This window comes from Micromonospora sp. CA-248260, from assembly GCF_050942205.1.
Taxonomy (GTDB): domain Bacteria; phylum Actinomycetota; class Actinomycetes; order Mycobacteriales; family Micromonosporaceae; genus Micromonospora; species Micromonospora antibiotica.
The window spans coordinates 5,425,663-5,438,578 of record NZ_CP192021.1 but is presented as its reverse complement, the minus strand read 5'-3'; the positions used below and the strand labels follow the sequence as shown (position 1 = coordinate 5,438,578).

Sequence of the window (12,916 nt, the reverse complement as noted above, 5' to 3'; positions counted from 1 at the left end):
AGGAGATTCGGATGCGGTCGTCGTACCCCAGGACCCGGCCGGTTGGCCGACCGGCCGTCCGGCTCGCCGTCGCCGCCACCCTGGCCGGCACCCTGCTGGCCGCCTCGGCGTGCGCCGTCGGGCCGACGACGGCGCAACCGGCCGCCGAGGTCGCCGTGCCGATCGCCACCTCGTCGCCGCTGCCCGCCGAGCCGACCCCGACCGGGGCACCCGCCACCACCGGGGCACCCGCCCCGGTGCCCGACGCGTTGCGCTTCACCGCCAAGACCCTCGACGGTACGGCGTTCTCCGCCGCCGCCCTGGCCGGCCGGCCGGTGGTGCTCTGGTTCTGGGCGCCGTGGTGCGCCACCTGCGCCAGCCAGGCGTGGACGGTCGCCGAGATCGCCCCGAAATACCGGGACACCGTGCCGATCGTCGGGGTGGCCGGCCTCGGCGAGCAGAAGGCGATGCGCAGCTTCGTCACCGAGTTCGAACTCGGCGGCACCACGCAGATCGACGACCGGGCCGGCGCGTTGTGGCGGCGCTTCGAGATCGTCGAACAGAGCACCTTCCTGATCATCGATCGGGAGGGGAAGGTCGTCCACCAGGGCTTCCTCGACGGTGAGGACCTGACCCGCCGGGTCGCCGCCCTGGCCGGCTGATGACCGGCCCGCTGCTGCTCGCGCTGACCGCCGGGATGCTCGGCGCGGTCAACCCGTGCGGCTTCGCGATGCTGCCGGCGTACCTGTCGCTGCTGGTCGCCGGGCCCGCGGACGGCCGCGGCGCGATCGGCCGGGCACTCACCGCGGCGGCCGGCCTGACCTGTGGGTACGTCGTGGTGTTCGGGGCTTTCGGGTTGGCCGTGGCACCCTTGGCCGACTGGCTGCGCCCACGGTTGCCGTGGCTGACCGTGACCCTGGGGCTGGGCCTGCTGGCGCTCGGGTTGTGGCTGCTCGCCGGACGCCGCCTGCCCACCCCGCGTCCGTCGGCCCGCGCGCCCCGGCTGACCCGCTCGCTGCCGTCCATGGCGCTGTTCGGCATGGCGTACGCGCTGGCGTCGCTGAGCTGCTCGATCGCGCCGTTCCTGGCGATCGTGGTGACCAGCCTCCAGGCCGGCTCGACCCTGCGCGGGCTGGCGCTGTTCGTCGCGTACGCGCTCGGGATGGGTCTGGTGGTGGCGGTGGCGGCGCTCGGCGTGGCGCTGCTGCGCGGGCGGGTGGTGAGTGGGTTGCGCGGGGCGGGCGCCTGGGTGCCCCGCCTCAGTGGCCTGGTGCTGCTCGTCGCCGGCGGCTACGTCGCCTGGTACGGCTGGTACGAGGTCCGGCTCGCCCAGGGTCGGCACGACGCCTTCGGCGACCCGGTGGTGGTAGGTGCGGCCCGGGTCCAACGGATGCTGGTGACGGCCTTGGACACGGCCGGGCCGGTGGTGCTCGCCGGGCTGCTGCTCGGGTTGCTCGCGGTGGCGGCGCTGCTGCACCGCAGCCGTACCCGGACCGGTGACACCGAACGGGTGTGAGACAACCGGCCGGTGACCCCGCCGGGCTGGTGCGCGGCTGGCCGATGTCGGTCGGGTGTGCGGCGGGCCGGGTGTGCGGCGGGCCGGGTGGGTGTGGTGCGGGGCGGTGGCCCGGAGGCCCCGCCCCGCACCGCGAGCCTCAGCGCAGCGGGGTGAGCCGGTCGGTGCCGAGCCGGTCGCGGAGCACCTCGGGCACCACTACCGAGCCGTCGGGCTGCTGGAACTGCTCCAGGATGGCCGGGAAGAGCCGGCTGGTGGCCAGCGCCGACCCGTTGAGGGTGTGCACGAACCGGGTCTGCTTGCCCCCCGGCTCGCGGTAGCGGATGGCGGCCCGGCGGGCCTGGTAGTCACCGGCCCACGAGACCGACGACACCTCCTTGTACTTGCCGGTGCTCGGCATCCACACCTCGATGTCGAGGGTCTTCTTCATCGACGCGCTGGCGTCACCGGCGGACAGCAGGCTGCGCTGGTAGTGCAGGCCCAGCTTCTCGACCAGGCTCTCCGCGTGGGCGAGCATCTCCTCCAGCGCCGCGTCTGCCTGCTCCGGCAGGGTGAACTGGAAGATCTCCACCTTGTTGAACTGGTGCCCACGCACGGTGCCGCGCTCGTCGGAGTGCGAGCCGGCCGCCTCGCGGCGGTAGCAGGGGGTGTACGCGAACGCCTTCAGCGGCAGCTTCGACGTCTCCAGGATCTCGTCCTGGTAGGCCCCGAGGATGGCCGTCTCCGAGGTGGGCAGCAGGAACTGCCCGCGCGGGGCGGACTCCCGGTCCAGGTGGTAGACGTCGTCGTAGAACTTCGGGAACTGGCCGGCGGCGAAGCCGGCGGTGTCCAGCAGCAGGTGCGGCGGGAGCAGGAACTCGTAGCCGGCCCGCACGTGCTCGTCGATGAACCAGTTGATCAGCGCCCATTCCAGCCGGGCGCCCAGGCCGGTGTACATCCAGAAGCCCGAACCGCCGAGCTTGACGCCGCGCTCGTGGTCGACCAGGCCGAGTGCGCGGCTCAGTTCCACGTGGTCGCGGATCTTCTCGATGACCGGGGGCTCGCCGAAGGCCTTCACCACCCGGTTGGCCTCCTTGCCGCCGGGCACCACGTCGTCGGCGGGCAGGTTGGGCAGCTCGCTCATCGTGCCGCGCAGCCGGGACTGCACCTCGTCCAGCTGGGACTCCAGGTCGGCGAGCTGCTTGCGCTCGACCTCCGGCGCGACGGACTCCGGCGTGGTGCCGGCCCGCTTCGCCTGCGCGTACGCCCGGGCGTCGGCCTTGCGGCGCTGCCGCTCGGCGTCGATCTCCGTGATCAGGGCGCGACGCTCCTGATCGAGTCGCTGGATCTCGTCCAGGATCCGATTGACCTCGGCGGGAGCCAGACGCTTCGCCAGCGCGGTCGCCACCGCCTCGCGATCCTTGCGGATCAACTCCATGTCGAGCATGCTGCTCCGTACGCTCCGTCCAGGCGGTCGGGGTGGGACCCTCCGATGCTACCGTCGCGCCTGCCGCCATCCGGCCCCGGCCGGAGGCATGGCCTCACCCGCGCTGCCCCACCGGCCCGATCGGTGCTGCTGGCCCGACCGGTCCGATCGGCGCTGCTCTGGCCCCACCGGTCCCACGGGTCCGATCGGCGCTGCCGTGCGTGGTGTGGCCGGGGTGCTGTCCGGCCGGTGCCGCGCTGACCGCCGTCCCCGGAGCGGTCGTGTCCGCGCCGGTGGGACCGCCGGCCGGCCGCGCCGCAGGGGCCCGGTCGTCCGGTCCGATCCCGACAGATGACGCCGTCGACCCGAGCGGTGACTTACGGTGATGAGTCGACGCCGACCCCCATTTTGTCACTCTGGGTGATCCTTGGGGTGTTGTTCTTACCGTGCCCGGATGGGCTTCCAGCGGCAGATCCCCTCTGAGCTGCTCAAATGCCGCATCGACTCGCCACCCCTCACCACCCCCACTCCGACGCTTTGCTCTGCTGCCACCGGCGCGACGGTTACCCGCCGTGCCTGTTGCTTCGGTGGCAGCAGAGCAAAGCGTGCACAGGGGAGTAGGTGGGGGGAGGGTTGTAGCTACCCTCCGTAATGGTGGGGTGTCGTTGTCCGTCGATGGCGCACCGGCGGGCCCGGTGCCCGACGTGGGTCACTCTCCGGCAGGCCCGGTGCCGAGGCGGGTCACCCGGCGACCGCCCGGCACCTGATCGTGCTGCGCCGGGGCGAGGCGAAACGGGGTGCGGCCGGTGTGGGACCGGACCCGCTGGGTCCGAGGCCGACGCGGAACGCCGGCTGGGCTGCCGGCCGGCCGGCCCATGACCGTCAGAGGCGGATCGGCATCAGGATGGAGAAGGTGTCCTCGTCACCGGGCCGCCGGACGGCCAGCGGGGCGATCGGGCCGTCGAGTTCCAGCATCAGTTGCGGGCCACCGGCAGCCTCCAGGGCATCGAGCAGGAAGTCCCCGTTCACGCCGACCAGCAGGTCGGTCCGGTCCGGCCCGGCCAGTTCGGTCGCGTCGACCAGGCGCAGCCCGTCGTGGTCGTCCACCCCGAGCACGGTCACCGGCAGCGGCACCCCCTCGTGCACCCGGGTGACCGTGGGGGTACCGGCCCGCAGCGCGGCGCGCAGCCTCGCCACGTCGACCGGGACCTGCCGGGCCGGTGCGTCCGCCGGTCGGCGCAGCAGCCGGCGGTAGTCGGTGAACTCGTACGGCAACACCGCCGAGCTGGCCACGGCACCGGCGACGGTGACGGCGACCCGGCCCCCGGCGAGCGTCAGGTGCGCCTGCTCCTGCGTGTCGGCATCCAGCAGGGCCCGGAACTCGTCGACCGCCGCCGCCGGGAGCAGCGCCCGCACCGGCGGGCCGTCCACCCGACCGCCGGCCCGGGCCAACGCCATCCGGTACCGGTCGGTGGCGACCAGTCGTACGCCGTCGGACTCCACGTCCAACAGCACACCGGTGAGCATCGGCAGGTCGGGGTCGGTGCCGACGGCGAACCGGACGGCGTCGACGGCAGCGGCCAGGTCGGCGCGGGCAAGCACGATCGTGGTGGTCATCGGGTACTCCTCGGGATCGATCAGGGTGCGGACCCGGGAGAGTTCACGGCGGGCGTCGGCGAGACCGTCCTCCAACCGGCGTAGGTGGGCGTCGAACAACCGCCCCACCCGCGCGGGTTCGTGCCGCAGCCGCAGCGCGGCGGTGATCTCGACCAGCGGCATACCGACCCGACGTAGCCCGGCCACCAGCCGGGCCGGCGTCACCTGCGCGTCGGTGTACCAGCGGTAACCGTTCACCGGGTCGACCAGCGTCGGCGTCAGCACCCCGCACCGGTCGTAAAACCGCAACGCGCTGACCGTCAGGCCACTGGCCCGGGCCAGCTCGCCGATACTCAGCAGTTCGCTCTCCACGCCCATGATGCTGTCGCCTCCACCAGGTCGAGGGTCAAGCCGTCGGGTCGTCGCCCCGGTCAGCTCCCCGCCGGGAGGACCCGGAACGTCATGCCGGCCCTCACCAAGCGGTCCAGCAGCGCATCGCCCATCGCCGTCACCGGGGTCAGCTGCCCGCTGGTGGCGGGCAGTTCGTCGTACGCCAGGCAGAGGGCCGACTCGGCGAGCATCTTGGCGGTCTCGTCGTAGCCGGGATCACCGCCGGAGACCTCGGTGCGGACGGTGCGGCCCCCGCCCTCGCCGACGAACCGCACCCGGAACCACGACCGGGCCCGCTGCGCGGCGCTCGGACCCTGCCCGGAGGCGAGCCGGCCGAGCAGCCAGCGCCGGGTCGGTGGCAGCTTCACCAGCCCGACCACCCCGGCCATCCCCACCCCGGCCAGCAGCACCGTCGGCAGCCGCTTGACGGCGGCGAAGTGCCGGTAGCGGAAGTCCGGGCCGTACTCCGGGCAGGCCGCGGCGGACCGGCGTACCACCTGCGGGTCGATGGTGGGCAGCGGCACCGCCCACATGCCGGTCGCCGCGGACCGGCCCAACTTCCCGGCCACCGCGCGGGCCCGGCGTCCGTCCGGGCGGGGTTCGACCGCCCGCCGGGCCCGCGCCGCCTGCTTCGTCTGCGCGGTACGCGAGAACGCGGTGAGCGCCGAATGGTACGTGCCGGCGGAGAACTTCCCCCCGGCCCGGACGAACCCGTCCACCATGATCGGCCCGTCCGACGGCAACTGCCGGACCGTGTACCAGACGCCCAGGTCGTGCGGGATCGAGTCGAAACCGCAGGCGTGCACCAACCGGGCCCCGGTACGCACCGCCTCGGCGTGGTGCCGCACGTACATCAGGTCCACGAACTCCGGCTCACCGGTGATGTCGAGATAGTCGGTGCCGACGGCGGCACACGCCGCGACCAGCGGCTCCCCGTGGTGCACGTACGGTCCGACGGTGGTGGCGAGCACCCGGGTCGCCTCCGCCACCACCCGCAGCGACCCGGCGTCGGTGACGTCGGCGGTGAGCAGCGGCAGCCCGGCCAGGGCCGGGTCGATGGCGGCGAGCCGGTCCCGGACCGCCGCCAGCTTCGCCGGGTTGCGGCCGGCCAACGCCCAACGCAACCCCACCGGGGCGTGCCGGGCCAGATATTCGGCGGTCAGCCCGCCGGTGAAGCCGGTCGCGCCGAACAGGACGATGTCGTACGGGCGGTCGTGGGACATCCGCCGAGTGTGCCACCCGCACCCGGCCCTCACCTGGGCACCGGGGGTGGACCGGTCCGCACCGCGGCGACCGGCACCCACCCGGACGACTCAGCCGTGCGGGCTGAACACCGCCCGCACACAACCGTCGGCGCGGTCCCGGAACAGCGCGTACCCCGTCGGGGCCTGGTCCAGGTCGAACCGGTGCGTCGCCAGGTGTTCGGTACGCAGCTCGTCGCGGGCCATCCGGTCCAGCAGCATCGGAATCCACCGCTGACCGTGCTGCCGGGCGCTGCGCAGGGTGAGACCCTTGTGCATCACCGCGCCCAGCGGGAAGGCGTCCACGAAACCGGTGAAGGTGCCCGAGACGAAGACCGTGCCACCCTTGCGGCAGGCGTGCACCGCCTCCCGTACCGCCAGGGGGTCCTCGACCGGGCCGCCCCGGCCGGTGAACCGGTCGGCGAGCGAGACCGGCCGGCCCCCGCCGTCGGCCACCCCCACCGCCTCCACGCAGACGTCGGGCCCCCGGCCACCACTGCGTTCCCGCAGTTCGGCGGGGACATCAGTGTGTTCGTAGTGCAACGTCTCGGCGCCGGTGTGCCGTTCGGCCATCCGCAACCGTTCCGGGTACCGGTCGATCACGATCACCCGTTCCGCCCCGAGCACCGTCGCCGCCTGCGCGGTGAGCTGCCCCACCGCACCCGCCCCCCAGACCGCGACCACGTCACCGGGGCGGACCGCACCCAGCTCGGCACCCATCCAACCGGCCGGGGCGGCGTCCGAGGCGAAGACCGCCCGGTCGTCGCTGACCGGGTCGGGCACGGTGAACGCCCCCACGTCGGCGTACGGCACCCGGACGTACTCGGCGTGGCTGCCGGCGAACCCACCCGCTGTCCGGGGATGGCCGTAGCAGCCGCCGGTGGGCTGCCCCCAGGCCGCCTCGCCGACCGTCCCGGTGGCCGTGCCGTTGTCGCAGCACGAGTAGAGCCCCTGCCGGCAGTACCAACAGTTCCCGCAGGCCACGGCCGCGCAGACCACCACCCGGTCACCGACGCGGTGCCGCCGGACCGCCGGGCCGACCTCGGCCACGTCGCCGAGGAACTCGTGCCCGAGCACGTCCCCGGCGGCCAGGCCCGGCACCCGGCCGGCGAGCATCGGCAGGTCGGCCCCGCAGGTGGTGCTGCGCCGGACCCGGACGATCATGTCGTGGGCGTTGCGCAGTTCCGGGTCGGGCACCTGGCGTACCGCGAGCCGGTCGACGCCCTCCCAGCACAGCGCCCTCATCCGGGCACCACCGGGCCGTCGGTCCCGTGCGGCCCGGTCCCGGTCGCGGGCGGCCCGGTCGCGGGCGGCCCGGTCGCGTGCGGCCCGGTCCCGGGTGGCGCGGTCGCGGGGCGTTCGGCGGCGGGCCGGTCGGCGCGTAGCACCTCACCGGTCTCGGCGAGCTGCCGGACCGTGCGCAACACCTGCCGCAGGTAGCCGTCGGGATCGTCGCCGACCAGGTGGGCGGCCATCCCGGGCAGGGTCGCCACCCCGCCGAGGGGGCGGACCGAAAGCTCGGTGCCCCGCCCACCGGGGGCCGGCCGCAGGTGCAGCTCCACCGCGTCAGCCAGTGGGCGCAGCGGCTCCGGCCACCGCCCGTCGGGCATCAGCTCGGCCGCCGACACCCCGACCGTGACCACCTGCCAGCGGCCCGACCGGGCGTCGACCCCCGCCCGGTGCGCCCGAAGGAGGGTGAACCCGCCACGGGTCAGTCGTCCCATCCGTACCACCCGCCTCTTCGCCGGGACCGGTGCGCAGCAGCCGGTCACGCCACACCGGCTGCCCGATCCGCCCATCCTCGGTGGGGACCGGGTGAACCGGACTCGTCCCGAAGGGGTGAACCGGTCCGGTCCGGGTAACCGCCGCCGACCGGTCCGGAGCGCGCCGACCGGGAGGAACGCGCCGACCGGCCGGAGGGCGCCGACCGGGGCGGAACGCGCTGACCGGGGGAGGGCGGATGCCGCAGCAGCACGACAGCGCCGAGGTGCCCGCCGGCCCGCCGCTGCTGGCGTCCCGGCTCACCCCGCCCGCCCCGCCGGAGCCGATGCTGTGGCGTCCCCGGCTGTCGGCCCGCCTCGACGCCGGAGCTGCCGGCACCCTCACCCTGGTCCGGGCCGCCGCAGGGTGGGGCAAGACGACGATCCTCACCGCCTGGGCGCGAGCGGCGGACGAGGACCCCCCGGCCTGGGTTCAGGTCGAGGCGGGCGACAGCGGGGAGCGGCTCTGGGCGTACCTCACGGCAGCCCTGCGGGGCGCGGCCGAGCCACCGCCGCACGCACCACCCGCCGCCCTGCCTGGCGCACCGCCTGCCGCCCTGCCTGGCGCACCGCCTGCCGGGCGGCCTGGCGCACCGCCTGCCGGGCGGCCTGGCGCGTCGGCCGCCCAGCCGTCGGTCGTGCCGGTGCGGTCGGAGCAGTTGGAGGCGCTCGCCGCGACCCTGGCCGCCCGGGAACGCCCGGTCCGGCTCGTCGTCGACGACCTGCACCGGGTCACCGACCCGGCGGTGCTCACCGGCCTGGAGTTCCTGCTGCGGCACGCCGACGGCCGGCTGCGCCTGATCGCCGCCGCCCGCACCGACCTGCCACCGGCCCTGCACCGGCTACGGCTGGCCGGTGACCTGACCGAGATCGGCCCCGACGAGTTGGCCTTCACCACCGACGAGGTGGCCGACCTGCTGGTGGCGCACGGGGTGCCCCTGCCTGCGGCGGCGGTCGCCCGGCTGCGGGACCGCACGGGTGGTTGGCCGGCGGGTCTGCGGTTCGCCGCGCTCGCCGCCCGGGGGCAGTCCGATCCGCAGCGGTGGGCGGCCCGGTTCGGGGGTGACCACCCGGACGTGGCGGCGTACCTGCGGGCCGAGGTGCTGGGGCAGCTGCCGCCGCCGGCCCGGGAAGTGCTGCGGCGCTGCGCCGTCGGCCCGGCGGTCCGCGCCGACCTGGCCGACGCGTTGACCGGTCGTGCCGACGCCGGGCACCTGCTGGCCGGGCTGGCCCGCGACGGCGGATTCCTGCACCGCGACGACAGCGACCCACCCTGGTACCGACCGCATCCGCTGCTGGCCGACCTGCTGCGCGAGGAACTCGCCGACCTCGCCGACGGGGAACGCGCCGAGCTGCACGGGCGGGCCGCCGACTGGCACACCGACCACGACCGGCCGGCCGAGGCGTTGCGCCACGCGCTCACCGCCGGGCAGTGGGACCGGGCCACCGGGTTGCTGCTGACCCACTGGCCGGAGCTGCTGCCGTACGACCGGGGGACACCGGATGTGGCCCCGCCCGCGCCGCCGCCCGCCGAGGCGGTGCACCGGGACCCGGAGCTGGCGTTGGCCGCCGGCACCGAGCGGGCGTACGCGGGCGACCGGGAGGCGGCGACCGCCTGGCTGCGCGACGCGGTGGCGGCGGCCCGCTCGCTGCCGGCTCCGCGCCGTGACCGGTTCCACCGGCTGGCCCTGGCGTTGGAACTCACCCTCGCCCGGTTGGCCGGCGACCATCCGGGGTACGCCGGGCCGCCGCCCGACTGCTCGCCACCGTCACCGGGCCTGCCCTGCCGCCGACTCCGCCGCCCTGCCGGCCCGCCGCGACGCCGACCCACCGGCCGGCCGTCGTTGGCGACCACCCCGAAGCGGTGGCACCGACCGGCGACGACCCCCGGACCGGCGAGGACGTGGACGTCCTGGCGGTGGCCGGCACCGCGCTCGGCCTGGTCGAGCTGGCCGAGGGGGAACTACGGTCGGCCGGGGCATGGTTCACCCGGGCGCTGGCGGCGGCCCGGCAGGCCGGGCGGCCCCGGACCGAACTGGTCGACGCGACCCGCACCGCACTGCTGCTCGCCCTGGCCGGTGAGCTTGCGCCAGCCGAAGAGACCGCCCACGCGGCGCTGGTCATGCCCCCCTGCCAGGGCTGGTCGAGTCGGGTCGACTGTGGCTACGCCCATCTGGCCCTGGCCCTGGTGGCGCTGCACCGGGACCAGCCCACGGAGGCGACCGCCGAACTGGCGGCGGCCGGCGCGGCCATGCCGGGCGAGGCATCCGGTGCGGGCGGTACGACATCCGGCACCCCTACGGCCGACGCGGCGATCGGTGCGCTGCCTACCCCGGTCGGGTTCGGGGTGGCGTCCGCTCGTGTCGGGGCCGGGGTGGCGTTCGGTGCGGCGGCTGCTCGGGGTGGGGCGGGGGTGGGGGTCGGTGCGGCGGCTGCTCCGGTCATGGTCGGGGTGGCACCTGGCGGGGGCACGGTCGGTGCGGTGGTGGCGCTGTGTCGGGCGACCTTGCTGCGTGACGCCGGCGAGCCGGCGGCGGCGATCGAGGTGGTGCGCCGGGCCCGGAACGAGCTGACCGGAGCCCGTACCCTCCCCGGCGCAGCGCTGACCGGGGGTGGGGTGTGGGGTGGAGGTCTGACCGGGGGCGGAGAGTCGGCCGGGGATGGGGGGCTGGTCGAGGTCGGGGTGTGGGATGTGGGGCCGGCCGGGGACGGAGGGCTGGCCGGAGACGGGGTGTGGGGTGGAGGGCTGGTGGGGGGCGGAGGGTTGGCCGATCGGCTGCTCGCGCTGGAGGCGGACCTACGGGGTGAACAGGGGGACCTGGACACCGCCCGCCGGTTGCTCGCCGAGCGGTCCCGGGAGCCGGACCCCGACCCGGTGCTGGGCCTGGCGCTGGCCCGGGTGGAGCTGCGGGCGGGCGACGTCCGGGCCGCCGGTCACGCGCTACCCGACTGGGACGCCCCGGACGCCGCCGGCTGGCCGCTGTCGGTACGGCTCGCCACCGGTGTCCTCGACGCGGTGCTGGCCCGGCGGTCCGGTGACGAGCGCCGGGCCGGTCGGCTGTTGGAACGGGTGCTGGACCTGTCCGGCCGACACGGTTACCGCCGGGTGTTCACCCGGGCCGAACCGGAGGTCCGGGACCTGCTCGCCGCCCACCTGGACTCGGGTACGGCGCACTGGCCGGCGGTCAGCGACCTGGTACGCGACGCCGAACAACCGACCGAGCACGGATCGGGTGACCCGCAGTGGGGGCCGGGCGCTCCGGAACGGGCGCTCCCCGAGCCGCTCACCGAGCGGGAGCTGACCATTCTGCGGTATCTCCAGAGCATCCTGTCCAACGTCGAGATCGCCGGTGAACTCTCCCTGTCGGTCAACACCGTCAAGACCCACGTCCGCAACATCTACCGCAAGCTCGACGCCACCCGCCGCCGCGAAGCCGTCCGCCGAGCCCGCTCCCTCCGCCTCCTCTAACAACCCCACCCCACCCACCCTGCCCCCTGCCCCACCCCCGCCGCCGCCACCCCCGCCCCGCCAACCCTGCCGCCCCGTTGATCAAGAGGTTTGCGTCAAGTTCGATCTTCAAGTTGACGCAAACCTCTTGATCAACGGGGCGGAGGTGGGTTGGTTGACGCAAACCTCTTGATCAATGTGGGTGGGTGGGGCTGGGTGGGGTGGGTGGGTCAGGGGGTGGTGGTGTCTACTGCGGTCAGGAGGGTGGGGAGGTCCAAGGGGCCCTCGTGACGGTGGTCGCCGATGAAGAGGGTGGGGGTGCCGTTCACCCCGCTGCGGATGCCGCCGGTGAAGTCGTGACGGACCCGGTCGCCGTACGCGTGCCGGTCGACCTCCGCGTCGATCTCGTCCGGCGGCAGACCCACCTGCGCCACGCCGAGCGACAGGTGCACCGGGTCGAGTTGGTCCTGGTGTTCGTAGAGCCAGTCGTGCATCTCCCAGAACCGGTCCCGGCGGCCGGCCGCCTCGGCCACCTCGGCGGCCCGCTCGGCGTACGGGTGGAGGTTGGTGATCGGGAAGTGCCGGTAGACCAGCCGTACGGTGTCCTGGCGCTGCCGCAGCACCTCGGTCAGGTTCGGGTGGGCGGCCCCGCAGTACGGGCACTGGAAGTCGCCGTACTGCACGATGGTGACCGGTGCGTCCAGTGGCCCGCGGATGTGGTCGGTTTCCGTCACCGGCACCCGGAGTCGGGCGGTGACCTGCAACGGGGTGCTCATCGGGCCACCACCTGCCGCCCGGTGCCGAGCTGGTCCAACGCGTCGAGGATGCCGTCGGCACCCGGGTTCACCTCGGCGGGGGACAGGTAGCTCCAGGTCACCGTCCCGGCCGGGTCGAGCACCACCAGGGCCCGACCGGCCTGCCCCTGCGGCGTGTACGCCCCGTAGACCCGGGCCACCTCACCCTTGGGTTCGAAGTCGGACAGCAGCGGAAACCGGACGCCCCGGGCCTCGGCGAAGGCCCGGTGTGACCAGAGGCTGTCCACCGAGACGCCCAGCACCACCGCGTCGTACCGCTCGAACTCCGGCATCGCGGCCTGGTAGAGCGCCATCTGGTCGCCGCACACCGGGGACCAGTCAGCGGGATAGAAGGCGAGCACCACCGGCCGGCCACGGAACTGCCCGGGGCCGGTCCGTCGCCCGTCCGGGGTGGCCGGCAGGGTGAACTCGGGGGCCGGCGTCCCGGGTCGGATCAGTCCGTCGGGTCCAGTCATGCCTCCCACCCTCCGGCAGCCCGGGTGAGGCCGACTCACCCGACCCGGGTGGTCCTCGTCCGCCCGGACCCGCCCCGATGGTCCGCCCATATCCGCCCTGGTGCTCCGCGACCGGGCCCGCCCTGGTGGTCCGCGACCGGGCCCGACCTGGTGGTCCGCGACCGGATCCGCCCTGGTGGTCCGCGACCGGGCCGAACCCGCCCCGGTGGTCGCCCCGGACCCGAACCGGTAGTCCGATCCGGTGGTCGCCAGCGGATCGGATTCGGACGACGAAGGGGAGCCCGGTCTGAAAATCGGGCGGGTCACGGTGT

The 12,916-nt window shown here is 74.8% G+C and carries 9 protein-coding genes and 1 pseudogene; 3 read left to right on the top strand and 7 right to left on the bottom strand.

What is annotated here, in order from left to right; genetic code table 11:
* Positions 1 to 11: 11 nt before the first annotated feature.
* Positions 12 to 641 carry a redoxin domain-containing protein gene (locus ACQP2H_RS23265; protein ID WP_433228863.1) on the top strand — a complete coding sequence of 210 codons (630 nt, stop codon included), beginning with the start codon at positions 12 to 14 and terminating at the stop codon, positions 639 to 641.
* Positions 641 to 1,495 carry a cytochrome c biogenesis CcdA family protein gene (locus ACQP2H_RS23260; protein WP_363822686.1) on the top strand — a complete coding sequence of 285 codons (855 nt, stop codon included), beginning with the start codon at positions 641 to 643 and terminating at the stop codon, positions 1,493 to 1,495. Before ACQP2H_RS23265 ends, ACQP2H_RS23260 begins: the two co-directional genes overlap by 1 nt.
* Positions 1,496 to 1,634: 139 nt before the next feature.
* Here ACQP2H_RS23260 and serS read toward each other — a convergent pair whose 3' ends face one another.
* The 5 genes from serS to ACQP2H_RS23235 form a co-directional block, all read right to left on the bottom strand.
* A complete protein-coding gene (gene serS / locus ACQP2H_RS23255) occupies positions 1,635 to 2,921 on the bottom strand; it encodes a serine--tRNA ligase (RefSeq protein WP_219464149.1) in 1,287 nt (428 codons plus the stop codon).
* Between the two features lie 861 nt (positions 2,922 to 3,782).
* Positions 3,783 to 4,874, bottom strand: a complete 1,092-nt coding sequence (locus tag ACQP2H_RS23250; RefSeq protein ID WP_433228860.1) for a MerR family transcriptional regulator — start codon at positions 4,872 to 4,874, stop codon at positions 3,783 to 3,785.
* Positions 4,875 to 4,927: 53 nt separating this feature from the next.
* Positions 4,928 to 6,109 (bottom strand): saccharopine dehydrogenase family protein, encoded by a 1,182-nt coding sequence (locus ACQP2H_RS23245; RefSeq protein WP_433228858.1) that lies wholly within the window; start codon positions 6,107 to 6,109, stop codon positions 4,928 to 4,930.
* Between the two features lie 90 nt (positions 6,110 to 6,199).
* Positions 6,200 to 7,372, bottom strand: coding sequence for an alcohol dehydrogenase catalytic domain-containing protein (locus tag ACQP2H_RS23240; protein ID WP_357535543.1), 1,173 nt, complete (start codon positions 7,370 to 7,372; stop codon positions 6,200 to 6,202).
* Positions 7,369 to 7,851, bottom strand: coding sequence for a hypothetical protein (locus ACQP2H_RS23235; RefSeq protein ID WP_433228855.1), 483 nt, complete (start codon positions 7,849 to 7,851; stop codon positions 7,369 to 7,371). Before ACQP2H_RS23235 ends, ACQP2H_RS23240 begins: the two co-directional genes overlap by 4 nt.
* A 236-nt stretch (positions 7,852 to 8,087) precedes the next feature.
* Here ACQP2H_RS23235 and ACQP2H_RS23230 point away from each other — a divergent pair.
* Positions 8,088 to 11,356 (top strand): annotated as a pseudogene (locus ACQP2H_RS23230) (LuxR C-terminal-related transcriptional regulator).
* 209 nt (positions 11,357 to 11,565) lie between these two features.
* Here ACQP2H_RS23230 and ACQP2H_RS23225 read toward each other — a convergent pair.
* Both ACQP2H_RS23225 and ACQP2H_RS23220 read right to left on the bottom strand, forming a co-directional pair.
* A complete protein-coding gene (locus ACQP2H_RS23225; RefSeq protein WP_208568900.1) occupies positions 11,566 to 12,111 on the bottom strand; it encodes a DsbA family protein in 546 nt (181 codons plus the stop codon).
* The gene (locus ACQP2H_RS23220; protein WP_219464143.1) at positions 12,108 to 12,605 is read right to left on the bottom strand and encodes a redoxin domain-containing protein; all 498 of its coding nucleotides are present in this window, start codon (positions 12,603 to 12,605) and stop codon (positions 12,108 to 12,110) included. Before ACQP2H_RS23220 ends, ACQP2H_RS23225 begins: the two co-directional genes overlap by 4 nt.
* Between the last annotated feature and the right edge of the window lie 311 nt (positions 12,606 to 12,916).

Bases quoted from the DNA above. Each gene is read 5' to 3' on its own strand.
- ACQP2H_RS23265 (WP_433228863.1), top strand. From the start codon at position 12: ATGCGGTCGTCGTACCCCAGGACCCGGCCGGTTGGCCGACCGGCCGTC.
- ACQP2H_RS23260 (WP_363822686.1), top strand. From the start codon at position 641: ATGACCGGCCCGCTGCTGCTCGCGCTGACCGCCGGGATGCTCGGCGCG.
- serS (WP_219464149.1), bottom strand. From the start codon at position 2,921: ATGCTCGACATGGAGTTGATCCGCAAGGATCGCGAGGCGGTGGCGACC.
- ACQP2H_RS23250 (WP_433228860.1), bottom strand. From the start codon at position 4,874: ATGGGCGTGGAGAGCGAACTGCTGAGTATCGGCGAGCTGGCCCGGGCC.
- ACQP2H_RS23245 (WP_433228858.1), bottom strand. From the start codon at position 6,109: ATGTCCCACGACCGCCCGTACGACATCGTCCTGTTCGGCGCGACCGGC.
- ACQP2H_RS23240 (WP_357535543.1), bottom strand. From the start codon at position 7,372: ATGAGGGCGCTGTGCTGGGAGGGCGTCGACCGGCTCGCGGTACGCCAG.
- ACQP2H_RS23235 (WP_433228855.1), bottom strand. From the start codon at position 7,851: ATGGGACGACTGACCCGTGGCGGGTTCACCCTCCTTCGGGCGCACCGG.
- ACQP2H_RS23225 (WP_208568900.1), bottom strand. From the start codon at position 12,111: ATGAGCACCCCGTTGCAGGTCACCGCCCGACTCCGGGTGCCGGTGACG.
- ACQP2H_RS23220 (WP_219464143.1), bottom strand. From the start codon at position 12,605: ATGACTGGACCCGACGGACTGATCCGACCCGGGACGCCGGCCCCCGAG.